We start from the raw sequence: 17,824 nt of genomic DNA on the forward strand, positions 1-17,824 counted from the left end.
ATCAAATGATTACCTCTCTTTCGATAAAAAATTATGCGCTTATAGAAAAATTAACTATTGATTTTTCCAAAGGTTTTTCAATAATTACCGGGGAAACTGGTGCGGGTAAATCAATAATTTTAGGGGCTTTAGGCCTAGTTTTAGGAAAAAGAGCCGAACTGACTTCTTTAAAAAACAAAGAGGAAAAGTGTGTTATTGAAGCGCATTTTGAAATTTCTAAATATAATTTGCTCCCATTTTTTGAAGAAAATGATTTAGATTATGAAAAGGATACAATAATTAGACGTGAAATTCTGCCTTCGGGAAAATCAAGAGCTTTTATCAATGACAGTCCTGTAAATCTTCAGGAACTGCAGGAATTGAGTCTGTTTTTGATTGACATTCATTCCCAGCAACAAACTCAAGAACTTTCGGATGAAAATGTTCAGTTCGAAATTATAGACGCAATTGCCAATAATCAAATGACTATTTTGGATTATCAAAATCTTTTGAAAAGCTATAAATCAGATAAATCGAAACTTAATTCGCTGGTTAAAAAACAAAGCGAAGCAGCAAAGGAGCAAGAATACAATACTTTTTTATTAGATGAATTAGTTGCGGCACAGTTGAAATCTGGCGAACAAGAAGTTCTTGAAGCTGATTTTGAAAAATTGAATAATGTTGAGATTATAAAAGAATCAATAGATAAATCTTTGGCTATAGCCAATGAAGAACAAATAGGAGTGCTGCATAACTTGAAAGAGATCAAAGTCGCATTACAAAAAATCGCTTCTTTTTCATCTGAATATCATTCCTTATTAGAAAGGGTTACAAGTATAACAATTGAATTTGATGATATCTCGGACGAGCTAAACCGATGCTCAGAGAAACTTATTAATGACCCGCAACAATTGGATTTAATTAGTCAAAAATTGCAAGTTATTTTTAATCTGCAAAAGAAACATCAGGTTTCTACAGTGGACGATTTATTAGGAATTCAAACCAATTTAGAAAATTCAGTTTTAGAATTAGGAAACTTAGAAGAAGAAATTACTGCATTGACCAATTCAATTCAGAAAAAAACGAGAGCGTTAGACGATTTTTCGGATGCCATTCATAAAAATCGATTGGAGTCAATTCCTGTTTTGTCTCAAAAATTAATCAGTATTTTAGAAACTTTGGGAATGCCAAATGTACGCTTTAAAATAGAACTTAATGAAACTTCAACTTATTTGCCTAACGGAAAAGACGAACTTCAGTTTTTGTTTTCTGCGAATAAAGGAACAGATTTTGGATTGTTAAAGAAAGTGGCTTCTGGAGGAGAAATGTCCAGAATTATGCTTGCTGTAAAGGCGATACTTGCACAATACTCAAAATTACCAACACTAATTTTTGATGAAATTGATACTGGTGTTTCGGGAGAGATTGCAATTAGAATGGGAGAAATCATGAAAGAGATGAGTCATGAAATGCAAATTTTTGCCATTACTCACTTACCACAGATTGCTGCAAAAGGAAATGCACATTTCAAAGTATTCAAATCGACTGTTGGCGAAGACACACAATCTGAATTAAAGTTATTGAGCAATGAGGAACGTGTTGTCGAAATAGCCCAAATGTTATCAGGAACAGTCGTTTCTGATTCGGCCTTAAATCACGCAAAAGCCTTGCTGAATTAATTTTTAGCTTTATATTTGTTTCCTTTTAAGAAAAAGGAATTGTGTGGTATTACCAAAAAATAATTTCAAGGATAATAAATTTAAGAATTGCAAAATATGATTATAGAACCTAGAATGAGAGGATTTATTTGTACGACATCTCACCCAAAGGGATGCGAACAAAATGTTAAAAATCAAATTGAATATATTAAATCAAAAGGTCCTATTGCAGGAGCTAAAAAAGTATTAGTAATTGGCGCTTCAACTGGTTTTGGTTTGGCTTCGAGAATTACAAGTGCTTTTGGTTCTGATGCAGCAACTATTGGTGTATTTTTTGAAAAAGCACCTTCTGAAGGTAAAACAGCTTCACCGGGTTGGTATAATTCTGCTGCTTTTGAAAATGAAGCACAAAAAGCAGGTTTATACGCAAAAAGTGTTAATGGCGATGCATTTTCAAATGAAATTAAAAAACAAACATTAGATTTAATAAAAGCTGATTTAGGTCAAGTTGATTTAGTAATCTACAGTTTAGCCTCTCCGGTTCGTATGCATCCGGTTACAGGTGTTTTGCACCGATCTGTTTTGAAACCTATCGGAAGTACTTTTACCAATAAAACCGTTGATTTTCATTCAGGGAAAGTTTCAGAAATTTCAATTGAACCTTGTAATGAAGAAGAAATTGCAAATACTGTTGCAGTGATGGGCGGTGAAGATTGGGGTATGTGGATTGACGCTTTAAAAGCTGAAAATCTATTGGCTCCAGGTGCTACAACAGTTGCCTATTCATATATTGGTCCATCATTGACGGAAGCAGTTTATAGAAAAGGTACTATTGGCCGTGCTAAAGACCATCTTGAAGCGACTGCATTTGCAATCACTGACAGTCTAGCTGATATTGATGGAAAAGCATTTGTTTCTGTAAATAAAGCATTGGTTACGCAAGCAAGTTCTGCGATTCCTGTTATTCCGCTTTATATTTCTTTATTGTATAAAATAATGAAAGAAGAAGGAATTCATGAAGGTTGTATTGAGCAAATTCAACGTTTATACCAGGAAAGATTATTCACTGGTAAGAAAATTCCAACCGACGAAAAAGGAAGAATTCGTATCGACGATTTAGAAATGCGTCCTGATGTTCAGGAAAAAGTGGCTAAATTATGGATTGATGCTGTTACTGAAAACTTATCTAAAATTGGTGATTTAGAAGGATACAGAAAAGATTTCTACAATTTATTTGGATTTGACGTCGATGGAGTAAATTATAAAGCGGATACAAACGAAGTAGTAAACATCGAAAGTATCGGTTAATTCTATTACTAAATTAAATATTTAGTTTCCGTAATGCATCTTAATTTCACAATGGTTTTATTCATTTCGAAATTAAGGTGCATTATTTTTAAAACACATTTAAATTAATTGTCGTATGTACAACTTACTTAAGGGAAAAAGAGGAATTATTTTTGGCGCATTAGATGAAAATTCTATAGCATGGAAAACGGCAGAAAGAGTGTATGAGGAAGGAGGAGTCTTTGTTCTATCGAATGCGCCGGCTGGCATGAGAATGGGAACTATAAATCTACTTGCTCAAAAAACAGGTTCCCAAATTATACCTGCGGATGCAACATCTGTGACTGATCTGGAAAATTTGGTAGATAAAGCAATTGAAATTTTAGGCGGAAAAATTGATTTTGTTTTGCACTCGATTGGAATGTCCGTAAATGTCCGAAAAGGAAACCATTACACCAATCAGAATTATGATTACACGGAGAAAGGCTGGAATGTATCTGCGGTTTCTTTTCATAAAGTAATGCAGGTTTTGTATAAAAAAGATGCCATGAATGAGTGGGGAAGTATCATCGCTTTGTCATATATGGCAGCGCAACGTGTTTTTCCGGACTATAATGATATGGCGGATAATAAAGCGTATTTAGAATCTATCGCCCGCAGTTTTGGATATTTCTTTGGTAGAGATAAAAAAGTGAGAGTGAATACTATTTCCCAATCACCAACAGCCACAAAAGCAGGTCAGGGTGTAAAAGGTTTTGGAGGGTTTACAGCTTTTGCAGAAAAAATGTCACCTTTAGGGAATGCAACTGCTTTAGATTGCGCTAATTATACTGTATCTATGTTTTCTGATTTAACCAGAAAAGTAACTTTGCAAAATTTATTACACGATGGCGGGTTCTCAAATATGGGAGTAAGCCAGGAAGTAATGGAGATGTTTGAGTAGATTTAAAAATATTTACATTAGAACCATAAACAGCTATTTGACGGTTTTTTCTATGGATAAAGATTATATTTGTTAAAATTTTCAAATCAATACAATTAATACCTAAATACCACATTCAAGAGTATGTTGTTTTCCTTAATCATTCCAGTTTACAATCGTCCAGAAGAGGTAGATGAACTTTTAGAAAGTTTATCACAATCCGACTATAATGAAATTTTTGAAATTGTGATTGTTGAAGATGGCTCAACCGTAAGATGCCAACATGTTGCTCAAAAATATGGGGATAAATTAGATATTTCTTACTACTACAAAGAAAATTCAGGACCTGGAGATTCGAGAAATTATGGAATGAAAAAGGCTAGAGGCGATTACTTTATCATTTTTGATTCGGATTGTATTATTCCAAAACATTATTTAACAGAAGTTGATAATGCTTTGAAACAAAACTATGTTGATTGTTTTGGAGGGCCAGATAAAGCCTTGGATAGTTTTTCAGATATTCAAAAAGCGATCAATTTCGCCATGACTTCATTCCTTACAACTGGAGGAATCAGAGGTGGTTCAGAAAAAATAGATAAGTTTCAGCCTCGAAGTTTTAATATGGGATTATCTCGAAAAGCTTTTGAAGCATCAAAAGGTTTTGGAAATATTCACCCAGGAGAAGATCCAGATTTATCCATACGATTATGGAATTTGGGTTTTGAAACTAAACTTTTTCCTAAAGCATTTGTATACCACAAGCGAAGAATAGACTGGGATAAGTTTTCTGTCCAGGTGAACAAATTTGGAAAAGCAAGACCCATTTTAAATAGCTGGTACCCAAAATATAATAAAATTACTTTTTTCTTTCCAACCTTCTTTTTAATAGGATTTATTTTAGCAATAGTATTATTGATTTTTAATCATGATTTACTGCTTAAATTTTATTTTGGCTATTTTTTGGTATTATTTTTGGTGTCTACTTACCAGAATAAGAGCCTAAAAATAGGCTATTTATCTCTAATTGCTGTTTGGAAGCAATTCTATGGTTACGGAAAAGGATTTTTAGAATCATTTATAAAAATCATCATTCTGAAGCAAAAACCACAGAAAGCTTTTCCAGAGTTATTCTTTAAAGTGTAATATGACGAAAATTATTGGGTTAACAGGTGGTATTGGCAGTGGGAAAACTACAATTGCCAATGAATTTCTATCTTTAGGAGTTCCTGTGTATATTGCTGATGATGAAGCAAGGAAACTGATGCAATCCTTAGAAGTTATTAATGCTATTAGAACTGTATTTGGTAATACAGTTTTTGAAAATGATACGTTAAAGAGAGATGAACTTGCCGAAATAGTTTTTAGTAATCCTGAAAAACTGGAACAATTGAATGCAATTGTTCATCCTTCCGTAAAAAAACATTTTAAGGAATGGCTATTAAATCATAAAGACGCTCCTTTTGTAATTTACGAAGCAGCCATTTTGTTTGAAAGTGGCGGCTATATAAATTGTGATTTAATAATATCGGTCATCGCACCATTAGAAACAAGGATTCAAAGGGTTATTGATAGAGATAAAACCACACGGGAGCAGGTTTTAAAAAGAATTAATATGCAGTGGAATGACGAAAAACGCATTTCAAAAAGTGATTTTGTCATTAAAAACACAAATATTGAAGAAACTAAGTCAGAAATTGTTAAAATTCTTAAATTATTAAAGATTAAACAAAATGTTACTTAGATGTTAATGTTTGGTTAATGTATTATTTAATATATTGTTAAAATACTAATTTTGTTTCGATGAATAAACTTTTTTTTAGATTACTGGTATTATTAATGAGCTTGTCCTTGATTGGGATAATATTGGTTCAAGTTTACTGGTTTAATACATCATTCAAAAATAATGATGAGCAATTCAAATTTCATGTCAAACAAGTTATTGGTAATGTTGCTGATAAACTTCAAAAACAAGAAGCTTACAGTTTTTATGACAAGTACAATCATTATAAAGACAGTACAGGAAAAATTCCTAAAAAAAATGACTTATTAGAGTTCTATTACGTTCAAAAAAATCCAAAAACGAATAAAACAATAATATATTCTAACAGCATTATATCTGAGGATTATAAAATATCTTCTTCGTTCTTTGATAAGAAGTTTGATACGGAAAGATTTAAGAATTTTAATTCCAAGCGTGTTACTGAAGTTTATAATAACAACAATATTGATAATTTAGGTGTTGAACAAAGTTTAATTCCAGATGTTAGAATTGAAAAGTCTGGAAATTTGGATATTTTAGACAATGCTCAATTTGAAATATTTTTTAAAGATATTGCCTCAGCAATGCCCTTAGAAGAAAGAGTTTCAAAAGAAATATTGCAGAAACTAATAAAAAAAGAATTAGAGGAGCGCGGTGTAAATACAAAATTCGAATTTGGGATTTATAGTAATAATTTGGCAACAAAGGTAAAGTCGGATGATTTTAAATATGATAAAAATGCCACTTATTCAATCCCTATTTTTACGGATAACGAGGGAAATAGTAAATATCAATTGCTGGTTACATTTCCTCATAAAAAGAAATTTTTATTATCGGAGCTCGTTAGTATAACGATACTGTCGATAATATTTACGCTAATCATTCTTATTGCTTATTCAAGTGCATTGAATCAATTGATTCGGCAACGTCATATATCTGAGATAAAAACAGATTTCATTAATAATATGACACATGAATTTAAAACGCCTATTGCAACAATCAATTTAGCTTTGGATGCGATTAAAAATCCAAAAATAATTGATGATAAAGAAAAGGTATTTCGGTACCTTCAAATGATTAGAGATGAGAATAAGAGAATGCACGCTCAAGTAGAAAATGTTTTGCGAATTTCTAAATTAGAGAAAAAAGAGTTAGATATAGCTAAAGAGTCATGTAATTTAGAAGAAATCATCAACGAAGCAATTGAGCATGTTAATTTGATTTTGGAAGACAGAGAAGGAACAATTACAACGCATTATGATGCTACTAGAATGACTGTTTTATTAAATGATGTACATTTTACAAATGTATTGGTGAATATTTTAGAAAATGCGATTAAATACTCTCCTGATGTTCCAAAAATTGACGTTTTTACAGAAAATGTAAAAGATATGGTCATCATTAAGGTAAAGGATAATGGACTGGGAATGGGTAAAACTGCTCAGAAAAGGATTTTTGAAAAATTTTATAGAGAGCATACCGGTGATTTGCATAATGTAAAAGGGCATGGTTTAGGTTTAGCTTATGTAAAAAGAATTGTTGAGGACCATAATGGTCAAGTTTATGTAGAAAGTGAAAAGGGAAAAGGAAGTACCTTCATAATAAAATTACCATTAATAAATTAAAATATGGAAAATGTAAATAAAAAAATACTTTTAGTTGAAGACGACCTGAATTTTGGTGCAGTGCTAAAAGATTATTTGATGCTAAATGATTTTGATGTCACTTTAGCTAAAAATGGAATGGAAGGATTCGAAAAATTCAAAAAAGATACTTTTGATTTATGTATTTTGGATGTTATGATGCCATATAAAGATGGTTATACACTAGCAAAAGAAATCAGAGAAAAGAATAATGAAGTGCCAATTATTTTCTTAACAGCAAAATCTATGAAAGAGGATGTTTTGAAAGGATATAAAGCTGGTGCTGATGATTATTTGAACAAACCTTTTGATTCTGAAGTGCTTTTGATGAAAATCAAAGCGATTATTCAAAGAAAATCTTCAGATACTAAAGCAGAACAAGCACAATTTGAATTTAACATTGGAAAATTTCATTTTAATTCAAAACTTCGTTTTTTAACATTTAACAATGAAGAGCCTATTAAATTGTCTCCGAAAGAAAATGAGTTATTGAAAATGTTGATTCTTCACGAAAATGATTTGATGCCAAGAGAATTGGCCTTAACAAAAATATGGAGAGATGACAACTATTTTACATCAAGAAGCATGGATGTATACATCGCTAAGCTAAGAAAATATCTTAAATTAGATGAAGATGTTGAAATATTAAATATTCATGGTGAGGGATTTAGACTCGTTGTAAAAAATAAAGTAGCATAATAAAAATGGCTTCGAGAAATCGGAGCCATCTTTTTTTTGAACTATTTACGTAGTTTATTTCCAATTTAATTGTAAAGCGAAACTGGTTTTATCCTCTTTTGTAATGCTAAAAGTAGTTTCTGTTTCATTCAAACTCTCATGAATGATTACGTTGTCTTTCAAAGATAACTCCTTCAGAAAATTCATTTCGAAACTTTCTATTTTTTGGTTTAGAATTAGTTTTTCGTCAACCAAATCCAAGCACCATTCCAGATATTTTACATTATTTACATGATTTACAATATCTAAATCGGATAAGAATACCGTTTTTTCAAAAACAATCTCTTTTTTATGATTCAAATTAATTTTTGAAAAACCATGCTTTGTAGCTCTTGTATCAGGGTACAATTCAAAATGTTCGAAAGGTAATGTCAATGCTTCAGGACGTCGCTTTTGGGTATTAAAAACGGCCCAGAAAGTCTCAGAACCTATAATCTTCTTTCCATTAACATACATTTCCAGCGCACGTACAGAACGAGAATTTTCTAAAGAGTTAATCCACGTTTTTACCGTTACAATATCACCCCATTTAGGTAAAGCTTCGATTTCAACTCGTATCCTGCTTAAAACCCAGGCCTGATTGAATTCCTGCATATCTAAAAAACTAATCCCTCCAATCTCTGAATGTGCGGCAGCTGTTAATTGTAAAATATTACATAAGTCTGTATATTTTAAATAGCCATTTGGCGCACATTGTGTAAAATTGATTTCCCAGTCTTTACTTAAAATGGACGTAAAATTCGGTGCTATTGGCATATATATAATTATAAATTTGTATTCTTAGATTTAGATTTATTTACTTTTTTGAATTGATGTAATTTACAATAACGTCATAAGGTGTTTCAAAATCAAACCATTTGGTATTTTGATTTCTTTTGAACCAAGTCAGTTGTCGTTTAGAAAATCGTCTTGTATTTTTCTTTATTTCTTCGATCGCAAACTCCAATGAAATTTCACGATAAAAATAACTGAATAATTCTCTATAGCCTACGGTTTGCAGTGCATTCAATTCTTTGTTTGGAAGTAAACTTTTGGCTTCAGCCAAAAGACCTTCGTTCATCATTATATCAACACGTTGATTGATTCGGTTATAAATTATCTTTCTATCAGCCTCTAAACCAATAAGGATGGTAGTGAAGTTTCGACTGTTTTGCTTTTGATTTAAAAAAGAAGAATACGGTTTTCCTGAACCTATACAAACTTCCACAAAACGCATCATTCGTTGCGGGTTTTGCAAAGTTTGTGGATTTTCCTTTGCTAGCCTTTCGAAATAATCGGGATCTAATGACTCTAATTTTTGTTGTAAATAACCAATTCCTAATTTTTCGTAATTTGAATTTACTGCTAAACGTACTGAAGAATCAATATTAGGAAACTCATCAAAACCTTTTAGAATGGCATCAACATACAAACCAGATCCACCCACTAAAATCACATAGTCATTTGTCAAAAACAATTCATCAAGTTTAGCCATAGCTTGTTTCTCGAAATCGCCAACTGTGTAATTTTCAAAAATGGATTTATTTTGAATGAAATGGTGCTTCGCAGCCGCTAATTCTGATTTGTTGGGAACTGCTGTTCCAATGGTCATTTCCTTGAAAAACTGTCGGCTGTCACAGGAAATAATTTCGCATTTGAAATAATCTGCTAGAACAATGCTCAGAGAAGTTTTTCCAATGGCGGTAGGGCCAACTATAGTAATTAAGTATTTCATATTTTGTTATAACGAATGGCTAAAATTAACTTCAAATAAAACTTAAAAGTTGATTATTTTCAATGTTTTACTTTTTCGAACATGACTTTGAATGATATTTTTAGTATCCCTGTTATTTTGCATTGGTATAATAATATTTTTAAGGATTTCAATATTGTGAATTTGACAATTCAAATCATAAAATGCATATCCTCTATAAATTCCGTTTTCTATTAATATGGCACTTCGCTCGTTGATGGTTCGCCCTTTATCAATTAATACCATATTTTGATTTTCAAAGCTGTTTTTGTCAATGAAACCTTGAACTCTTGTGTTGTATTCTTCGGGAGTAATTTGTCCAATGCAGGCACCGTCACACTCTTTTATAGTGTATTGAAAACAGTTTGTTTTGGAGACATATAAACCCGTTAATTTTTGACACAAATGGTAAGTCGTAGTAATTCTAAACAATGCATTTTTTCCTTCTTGCAACGAAGTAAATGAGGTGATTTCTTTTTTACGACCGTCTGCTTTCTGCAATTTCAGATTCAAATATCCTTTTTCATCTTTTTCCGCATACAAAGCCAGTTGGAAAATACTCTTCCTTTGCGCTCGGTTATGAATAGGCTTATTGATTTTTATTTCTTCGCTCTCTTTCAATAGAGCAATCAATTCGCTTCCTGTTTCATCGTAAGTTACCGTGAAAACTTCTGCTTGAATTTTTTTGCATTTAGTTGTAGTTCCCGTGAAATGCTGGTTGACACGTTTTTTTATATTTAGGCTTTTGCCAATATAAATCAGATTGCCTTTTTCGTTATGAATATAATAAGTTCCGGTTTTTGCGGGTAAATTTGATATAATGTCTAGTAATTTGGGAGCGATTCCTTTTTCGATTTCTAGCTTAATGAAATCTTTTACAATTTCTTTTTCTAAATCTTTCTCCAAAAGGATTTTAAATAATTTCACTGTTGCCAAAGCATCACCGCTAGCTCTGTGTCTATCTGCCATTGGGATTCCAAGGGCACGCACCAGTTTGCCCAAACTATGCGAAGGTTGCTCCGGTAATAATTTTTTTGACAATTCAACGGTACAAAGTGTTCTTGCCTCAAAATCATAGCCTAATCGTCTAAATTCAGTTCGAAGAATTCTATAATCAAAAGAAGCATTGTGTGCTACAATTACGCAATCATTCGTCATTTCAATAATGCGTTTGGCTACTTCAAAAAATTTTGGAGCAGAGCGCAACATTTCATTATTGATTCCAGTCAGTTTAACTACAAACGGCTGAATTGGGATTTCGGGATTAACCAAACTTATGAATTGATCCACCACTTCATGGCCATCAAATTTGTAGATAGCGATTTCAGTAATTCCTTCTTCGTTGAATTGTCCTCCAGTGGTTTCTATGTCGAGTATTGCGTACAAATTTTGTATTTATTGTTTAAGGTTTCAGGTTTTGAAAAATCTAAAATCAAAAATCGTTAATCTGAAATTAAAAATTAATTTCTTCCCCCAAAGATACTACTTCCTATTCGAACCATAGTACTTCCGCTTTCTATTGCGAGCTGATAATCCCCAGACATTCCCATGGAAATAGTTTTCAGTTTACAGTTTTCAGTTTTCAGTGGGTGCAATCCATCAAAAATAGATTTCAAGTGTGTGAATTCTTTTTTGATTTGGTTTTTGTTATCAGTGAAAGTCGCCATTCCCATTAATCCTACAATTGTAATATTTTTCATTTCTTGAAATTCATGACAAGATAGGAGTGAAGCTAGTTCCTGCTTGTCAAGACCAAATTTAGTTTCTTCTTCGGCAATATATATTTGCAATAAGCAATCAATAACTCTGTTATTTTTTTGTGCTTGTTTGTTGATTTCCTGCAGTAATTTTAAACTATCTACTCCATGAATCAGGCTCACAAATTGCGCCATAAATTTGACCTTATTCGTCTGAACATGACCAATCATATGCCATTGTATGTCTTTCGGCATCTGTTCCCATTTCTCTGCCATTTCCTGGATTTTGTTTTCTCCAAAAATGCGTTGCCCTGCTTCATAAGCTTCCATCAAGTCAGGAAGTGGTTTGGTTTTAGAAACAGCCACTAAGGTTACGTGTTCCGGTAATGTGGCTTTTATAGAAAGTAAGTTTTGAGCTATCGACATTTTTTAATCTTTTAATTTATTTTTATGAAATCACAGTTCGTAAATCACTAAACCACTTCTAAACTTCGGTTCGATGTAAGTGCTTTTTGGAGGCATAATCAAATTGTTATCAGCCAAAGCTTTAATTTCTGCTATATTTGAAGGAAAGAGAATAAAACCAACTTCAAATTCTCCCTGATCAATTTTTTGTTTTACTTCTAAAATGGATTGCTTTCCCGAGATATATTCGATGCGTTCGTCATTGCGTAAATCTTCGATTCCAAGAAGAGGTAAAAGTACTTTTTTGTACAGAATTTGTGTATCTAAACTTTCCAAAGCAGTTTCGAAAACTTTATTTTCTTTTCGTAAAATTAGGCTATAAAAATCATTGTCAAGATACATTCCGAACTGATGTTTTTCAGAAGGCTGAAAAGGTTGTTTATGTTTATTTTCAATAATAAAATTCTTAGCCAGTTCCTTAATGAAATCTTCTTTTGAGAAACCATTCAAATCTTTTACCAGTCGATTAAATTCATAAATCTTAACGTTATTTTCGGAAATTAAATAACTTAGAATATAATCTTTTGCAGTGTTTTCTGGGTCTTTATTTTCTTCAGATAATAATTTTAAAGCTTCCGTACGATGATGTCCGTCAGCAATATATAGACTTTCTGTTTTATCAAATATATTTTGCAACCAACTAATCTCTAATGAATCTTCAATTTTCCATAAATAATGAATCTCTTTTTTGGTAGTGGAGAATTCAAAATCGGCTAATTTTTGCGTGCAGTTATAAATCCAGTTTTCTATTGTCTTATTATCAGGATATGTCATTAAAACAGGCTCTGTGTTGAACTCTGCATATTTCATATAATCTTTAAGCAACTGAACTCTGAAAGCTAGGATATCTTCGTGTTTTTTTATGACATTATTGCGGTAATCTTCCACACTTGTTCCCACAATAATTCCGGTGAAAGAATGTGTTTTGGTAACAATCTTATGAATATAGATAGCAGGCTTATTATCTTTAACTAAAATAATTTCATTTTTGAATTCCTGATATTTTTGATGTACTTGTCTGTATCTTTTTTCAAAAGAAACAGTTTCCTGATTGGTATAGGCCGGTTTTAGAATGTGCAAAAAAGACAATGGATTAAAATCTAATTGTGCTGCTAACTCGGCATTCACATATTCTTCATAAGAACGACAGGTGACAAGGCAGACTTTATCACGAGTAGGACGTACTGCTTTAAAAGGAACTATTATAGCCATAATTATGTCATAAGTCCTAAAGTCGAATGTCTAAAGAAATTAACTTTAAGACTTTCGACTTTTTAATATTGAGACTATATAAATTGTTTAGAAATCTTCTCTGCTTTTTTGCTTTCAGAATAATCATAGAAACCTTCGCCAGATTTCACACCCATTTTTCCTGCGCGAACCATATTTACCAATAAAGGACACGGTGCGTATTTTGGGTTTTTGAAACCATCGTACATTACGTTTAATATGGCCAAACATACATCAAGACCTATAAAGTCAGCTAATTGCAAAGGTCCCATTGGGTGACCCATTCCTAGTTTCATTACGGTGTCAATTTCATAAATTCCAGCAACTTTGTTGTATAAAGTTTCAATAGCTTCATTGATCATGGGCATCAAAATTCTATTGGCTACAAATCCAGGGTAATCGTTTACTTCAACAGGCGTTTTTCCTAATTTTTCCGATAAATCCATGATAGTTTTAGTCACTTCATCAGAAGTAGTATAACCACGGATGATTTCTACCAATTTCATGATAGGCACCGGATTCATAAAGTGCATTCCTATAACACGCTCCGGATGTGCCACAACTGCTCCGATTTGAGTGATCGAAATGGAGGAAGTATTAGTTGCCAAAATCGTATTATGAGAACAAGCGTCGTTCAATTGCTTAAAAATATTTAGTTTTAACTCTACATTTTCGGTAGCTGCTTCAATAACTAAATCTACGCCTACAACACCATCTTTTATGTCAGTATAGGTGATTATATTGGTAATTGTTCTTGCTTTATCTTCTTCAGTTATGGTTCCTTTTGCCAGCATTCTGTCTAAATTGGCAGCAATAGTAGCCATTCCTTTGTCTAAAGATTTTTCGGAAACATCTATTAATTTAACGGTAAAACCACTTTGGGCAAATGTGTGAGCAATTCCGTTACCCATTGTTCCTGCTCCGATTACGGCTATGTTTTTCATTTTTTTTGGTTTAAAGTTGAAAAGTTTAAAGTTTAAAATTCCTTTGAGCAACTTTAAACCTTAAACTTTAAATGAATTTTTATTTATTTTTTAAAACAATCAATAATTTGGTAGGCAACTCTTAATGCTTCAGTCGCTTGTTCTAGCGTTACAAAAGGAGTTGTATCATTACTAATAGCATCAGCAAATGACTCTAATTCGTCAAGAATTGCGTTGTTTTGTTCCACATCTGGATTTGAAAAGTAAATTTGTTTTTTTACTCCTTCAGCGTTTTGTAAAATGATGTCAAAATCACCAGGAACTTCTGGAGCATCTTTCATTTTTACCACTTCGCATTTCTTTTCCAAGAAATCTACAGAGATGTAAGCATCTTTTTGGAAGAAACGAGATTTTCGCATGTTTTTCATCGAAATTCTGCTGGCTGTCAAATTAGCAACACATCCATTTTCGAATTCGATTCGGGCGTTAGCAATATCAGGTGTATCACTTATCACTGAAACTCCGCTTGCATTGATGCTTTTTACTTTAGATTTCACGACGCTTAAAATAGCATCGATATCATGTATCATCAAATCGAGAACTACGGGAACGTCCGTACCACGAGGATTGAATTCCGCTAATCGGTGGGTTTCAATAAACATTGGGTTCTCAATCATGTTTTTAGTTGCAATAAATGCAGGGTTGAAACGCTCTACATGTCCAACTTGTCCTTTAACATTGTATTCTTTTGCTAAAGCAATAATTTCTTCGGCTTCTTCAACGGTATTTGAAATCGGTTTTTCTATAAAAACATGCTTGCCTGATTTGATGGCGACTTTGGCACACTTATAATGAGAAAGAGTGGGGGTTACAATATCAATAACGTCAACAGCATGAATGAGGGTAGCTATGGTGCTAAAATGTTTGTAGCCAAATTCTTTAGAAACCTTTTCGGCATTTTCTTGGTTTGGGTCATAAAAACCAACTAATTCATATTTTTCAGATTGTTGTAATAAACGCAAATGTATTTTACCCAGATGACCAGCACCTAACACTCCAATTTTCAGCATAATGATTTAATTTGTACAAAAATAGCAATAAATTGATTACTTTTTTAACGATATCAAACAATTATTTAACCAATTTAATATTTAAAATTCCTTATTTAATATTAGAAATTGTTTTCTATTTTTACCAAAATAAAACATCAAATTTTGAAAGATAAAGCCAAGCATCAAGGACTTCGAAATCAATTAGTAAGCATTTTGGAACAAAAAGGAATTACTGATATAAATGTTTTGGATGCAATAAAAAAAATCCCAAGACACTTATTTTTAGATTCCAGTTTTGAGGATTATGCTTATCAGGACAAGGCATTCCCTATTGGTGCTGGTCAAACTATTTCTCAACCATACACCGTAGCTTTTCAATCTCAATTATTAGAAGTAAAAAAAGAACACAAAATATTAGAAATTGGAACGGGTTCAGGTTATCAAACTGCAGTTTTGTGCACAATGGGAGCCAAGGTTTATAGTGTGGAAAGACAAAATGAATTATTTAAAAAAACATCCAATTTATTTCCAAAAATAAGTATTCGTCCCAAACATCTTTCTTTTGGTGACGGTTATAAAGGATTACCAAGTTATGCGCCTTTTGATAGTATTATCGTAACTGCAGGAGCTCCGTTCATTCCGAAGCCTTTGATGGCGCAACTGAAAGTAGGAGGAAGACTAGTTATTCCGTTAGGAGAAGAGGTGCAAATTATGACTTTGTTAATCAGAAAAAATGAAACTCAATTTGAGAAACATGAATTTGGAGAGTTTCGATTTGTACCATTATTAGAAGATAAAAATTAAAACAGAAACTCGTCTCGCTTAAATTACGAGACGGGTTTTTTATTGACCAATAATACTTAAATAACGTTCTAAGCTTTGTTTTTCCATTTCAGCGATAAACAGCAAAAAATCTTCTTTATTATTTTTTGTTTGAGCTGTTTCTAGTGCCTGATAGTATTGCATTCTACTTTCATAATCACCTTTTATATTGGCTATAATGTAGCCATGTTGCAATAAAATTAAGTTCATGACTAAACGTGAAGTTCTGCCGTTTCCATCAATAAATGGATGAATAGTGACCAAACGCTCGTGTATTTCGGCAGCTAAAACGATCGGATGCAGGTTGTTTTTATTGGATTCGTACCAAATGAAAAAATCTTCCATTTTTTTGGCAATCAGTAGCGGTTGCGGTGGCATATGACTGCTTCCTTGAATCATCACTTGCACTTTTCTATAGCGACCGGCATCTTCCGGTAGGATACCTCTTAAAATTAGATTGTGAATTGACAAGACTTCTCGTTCATTTATGGAAGTGTTCTTTTTCATCAAATCTTTGATATAGGCAATCGCTTCCTGATGATTGATCACTTCAAGATGTTCCCGCATACTTTTTCCTGAAATAGTCAAACCTTCATTGATAACCAAATCAGTTTCTCTAAGTGTCATCGTATTTCCTTCGATACGGTTACTTTCAAAAGTGTATTCTAGTTCTAATGCCTGAGCGATGCGATAGCTGTCGAATTGACGAAAACCATCCAATTTCGTTTTTAAAGCATCTATTTCATCTAAGATTTTTTGTAACGTCGTAGATATTTTTTTCTTTGAAGATTTACTTTGATATCTTATCTCTTCCTCAGCAACTAGTAATGCTTTCAGTGCAAATTCGTCTTGACCTATTTCATAAAGAATTTTTTCTTTTAGCCAAGCTACCATTATTGTTTCTAAATCAATTTCCAATAACGATGCTAGTTTTATAACTTGCTCTCTGGTGGGTTTTCTGTTGCCACTTTCAAATTTACTAATTAAGGCTTGATCAATTCCTAAAAGTTGAGCCACTTCTCTGGTTTTGAGTCCTTTTTGTTCTCTTGCATTTTTGAGTAGTGTTTTCATTTTTAGATTGAGTTTAAAATTGTCTTGACAAATTTAGTCATTTTTTTTATAAATAAAAAAGTGTAACTATTTTTAACTTCATTTTTTATTTAAAATGCTTTTTTGATTCGATCAAGATCTCTTTTAGTATCTTGTTCTTTTAGGGATTCACGTTTGTCATAGGTTTTCTTCCCTTTACAAAGACCAATTTGTAGTTTAGCCATTCCTTTTTCATTAGTAAACAATTTCAAAGGAACAATTGTTAGTCCTTTTGCTTGAACACTTTTAATTAACCCTTTCAATTCTCTTTTGTTCAAAAGTAACTTACGTTCGCTTCTCGCTTTGTGGTTAAATTGATTACCAAAAGTATATTCTTCAATATAAGTATTGATTGCGAAAAGCTCATTATTGCTAAATTCACAGAAACTCTCCGTAATATTAGCTTTTCCTAATCGAATGGATTTAATTTCAGTGCCTGCTAAAACAATTCCAGCAGTAAATGTTTCGATTATTTCGTAGTCGAATTTGGCTCTTTTATTGTAGATATTTATTGTTTTCAGCATAGGAATACAAAGGTAGAAACAAATCTACGAAACACCAATTGTTTTTATATAAATACTTAAATTTGCAAAATGGAAAATTTAAAATCAAAAGATCCCCTTCACGGAACAACCCTGCTAAGAATCCTGGAACAATTAGTAGATTATTATGGATTTGATACATTAGGAGAATTAGTCAAAATTAAATGTTTTACAGATAATCCCAGTATAAAATCTTCTTTAACTTTTTTACGAAAAACAGATTGGGCAAGAAAACAAGTTGAGGATTTGTATGTTCAGTCTTTGTCTAAATTTGCCAAATAGTTTC

General features: G+C 32.3%; 18 protein-coding genes. 9 read left to right on the top strand and 9 right to left on the bottom strand.

Annotation, left to right across the window (positions count from 1 at the left end; translation table 11 throughout):
* Window positions 1–5 precede the first annotated feature (5 nt).
* From recN to ACFX5F_RS05545, 7 genes are all read left to right on the top strand, one after another.
* Window positions 6–1,658: a DNA repair protein RecN gene (recN, locus tag ACFX5F_RS05515; RefSeq protein WP_379850693.1), complete on the top strand. Its 1,653-nt coding sequence runs from the start codon at window positions 6–8 to the stop codon at window positions 1,656–1,658.
* 96 nt (window positions 1,659–1,754) lie between these two features.
* Window positions 1,755–2,945 carry an enoyl-ACP reductase FabV gene (gene fabV, locus ACFX5F_RS05520; RefSeq protein WP_379850695.1) on the top strand — a complete coding sequence of 397 codons (1,191 nt, stop codon included), beginning with the start codon at window positions 1,755–1,757 and terminating at the stop codon, window positions 2,943–2,945.
* Between the two features lie 115 nt (window positions 2,946–3,060).
* A complete protein-coding gene (locus ACFX5F_RS05525) occupies window positions 3,061–3,867 on the top strand; it encodes an enoyl-ACP reductase FabI (protein ID WP_379850697.1) in 807 nt (268 codons plus the stop codon).
* Window positions 3,868–3,990: 123 nt separating this feature from the next.
* On the top strand, window positions 3,991–4,989 hold the full coding sequence (locus ACFX5F_RS05530; protein WP_379850699.1) for a glycosyltransferase family 2 protein: 999 nt from the start codon (window positions 3,991–3,993) through the stop codon (window positions 4,987–4,989).
* A 1-nt stretch (window position 4,990) separates the two neighbouring features.
* The gene (coaE, locus tag ACFX5F_RS05535) at window positions 4,991–5,587 is read left to right on the top strand and encodes a dephospho-CoA kinase (RefSeq protein ID WP_379850701.1); all 597 of its coding nucleotides are present in this window, start codon (window positions 4,991–4,993) and stop codon (window positions 5,585–5,587) included.
* A gap of 59 nt (window positions 5,588–5,646) precedes the next feature.
* A complete protein-coding gene (locus ACFX5F_RS05540; protein ID WP_379850703.1) occupies window positions 5,647–7,230 on the top strand; it encodes a sensor histidine kinase in 1,584 nt (527 codons plus the stop codon).
* Between the two features lie 3 nt (window positions 7,231–7,233).
* Window positions 7,234–7,947, top strand: a complete 714-nt coding sequence (locus ACFX5F_RS05545; protein ID WP_073206317.1) for a response regulator transcription factor — start codon at window positions 7,234–7,236, stop codon at window positions 7,945–7,947.
* A gap of 54 nt (window positions 7,948–8,001) precedes the next feature.
* Here ACFX5F_RS05545 and ACFX5F_RS05550 read toward each other — a convergent pair whose 3' ends face one another.
* The 7 genes from ACFX5F_RS05550 to ACFX5F_RS05580 form a co-directional block, all read right to left on the bottom strand.
* Window positions 8,002–8,742 (bottom strand): acyl-[acyl-carrier-protein] thioesterase, encoded by a 741-nt coding sequence (locus ACFX5F_RS05550; RefSeq protein ID WP_379850705.1) that lies wholly within the window; start codon window positions 8,740–8,742, stop codon window positions 8,002–8,004.
* A gap of 40 nt (window positions 8,743–8,782) precedes the next feature.
* Window positions 8,783–9,700 carry a tRNA (adenosine(37)-N6)-dimethylallyltransferase MiaA gene (gene miaA, locus ACFX5F_RS05555; protein WP_379850707.1) on the bottom strand — a complete coding sequence of 306 codons (918 nt, stop codon included), beginning with the start codon at window positions 9,698–9,700 and terminating at the stop codon, window positions 8,783–8,785.
* Between the two features lie 42 nt (window positions 9,701–9,742).
* Window positions 9,743–11,104 carry an exonuclease domain-containing protein gene (locus ACFX5F_RS05560; protein WP_379850709.1) on the bottom strand — a complete coding sequence of 454 codons (1,362 nt, stop codon included), beginning with the start codon at window positions 11,102–11,104 and terminating at the stop codon, window positions 9,743–9,745.
* 74 nt (window positions 11,105–11,178) lie between these two features.
* Window positions 11,179–11,841, bottom strand: coding sequence for a YggS family pyridoxal phosphate-dependent enzyme (locus ACFX5F_RS05565; protein ID WP_379850711.1), 663 nt, complete (start codon window positions 11,839–11,841; stop codon window positions 11,179–11,181).
* A 30-nt stretch (window positions 11,842–11,871) separates the two neighbouring features.
* Window positions 11,872–13,092, bottom strand: coding sequence for a DUF1015 domain-containing protein (locus ACFX5F_RS05570; protein WP_379850713.1), 1,221 nt, complete (start codon window positions 13,090–13,092; stop codon window positions 11,872–11,874).
* A 74-nt stretch (window positions 13,093–13,166) separates the two neighbouring features.
* A complete protein-coding gene (locus tag ACFX5F_RS05575; RefSeq protein ID WP_379850715.1) occupies window positions 13,167–14,054 on the bottom strand; it encodes a 3-hydroxyacyl-CoA dehydrogenase family protein in 888 nt (295 codons plus the stop codon).
* Window positions 14,055–14,137: 83 nt separating this feature from the next.
* The gene (locus tag ACFX5F_RS05580) at window positions 14,138–15,103 is read right to left on the bottom strand and encodes a Gfo/Idh/MocA family protein (protein ID WP_379850717.1); all 966 of its coding nucleotides are present in this window, start codon (window positions 15,101–15,103) and stop codon (window positions 14,138–14,140) included.
* Window positions 15,104–15,247: 144 nt separating this feature from the next.
* On the opposite strand from ACFX5F_RS05580, the gene ACFX5F_RS05585 reads away from it, so the two are divergent.
* The gene (locus ACFX5F_RS05585; protein WP_379850719.1) at window positions 15,248–15,889 is read left to right on the top strand and encodes a protein-L-isoaspartate(D-aspartate) O-methyltransferase; all 642 of its coding nucleotides are present in this window, start codon (window positions 15,248–15,250) and stop codon (window positions 15,887–15,889) included.
* 39 nt (window positions 15,890–15,928) lie between these two features.
* On the opposite strand, the gene ACFX5F_RS05590 is transcribed toward ACFX5F_RS05585, so the two are convergent.
* Together ACFX5F_RS05590 and smpB are read right to left on the bottom strand one after the other, a co-directional pair.
* Window positions 15,929–16,978, bottom strand: a complete 1,050-nt coding sequence (locus tag ACFX5F_RS05590; RefSeq protein WP_379850721.1) for a Fic family protein — start codon at window positions 16,976–16,978, stop codon at window positions 15,929–15,931.
* An 89-nt stretch (window positions 16,979–17,067) separates the two neighbouring features.
* Window positions 17,068–17,520 carry an SsrA-binding protein SmpB gene (gene smpB / locus ACFX5F_RS05595; protein ID WP_073206287.1) on the bottom strand — a complete coding sequence of 151 codons (453 nt, stop codon included), beginning with the start codon at window positions 17,518–17,520 and terminating at the stop codon, window positions 17,068–17,070.
* Window positions 17,521–17,589: 69 nt separating this feature from the next.
* Between smpB and ACFX5F_RS05600 the strand changes: the two genes are divergently transcribed.
* Complete coding sequence (locus ACFX5F_RS05600) at window positions 17,590–17,820, top strand: VF530 family protein (protein ID WP_073206284.1); 231 nt, start codon at window positions 17,590–17,592, stop codon at window positions 17,818–17,820.
* Window positions 17,821–17,824 lie beyond the last annotated feature (4 nt).

Origin of the sequence: Flavobacterium zhoui, from assembly GCF_042787235.1 — a bacterium.
Classification (GTDB): Bacteria; Bacteroidota; Bacteroidia; order Flavobacteriales; family Flavobacteriaceae; genus Flavobacterium; species Flavobacterium zhoui.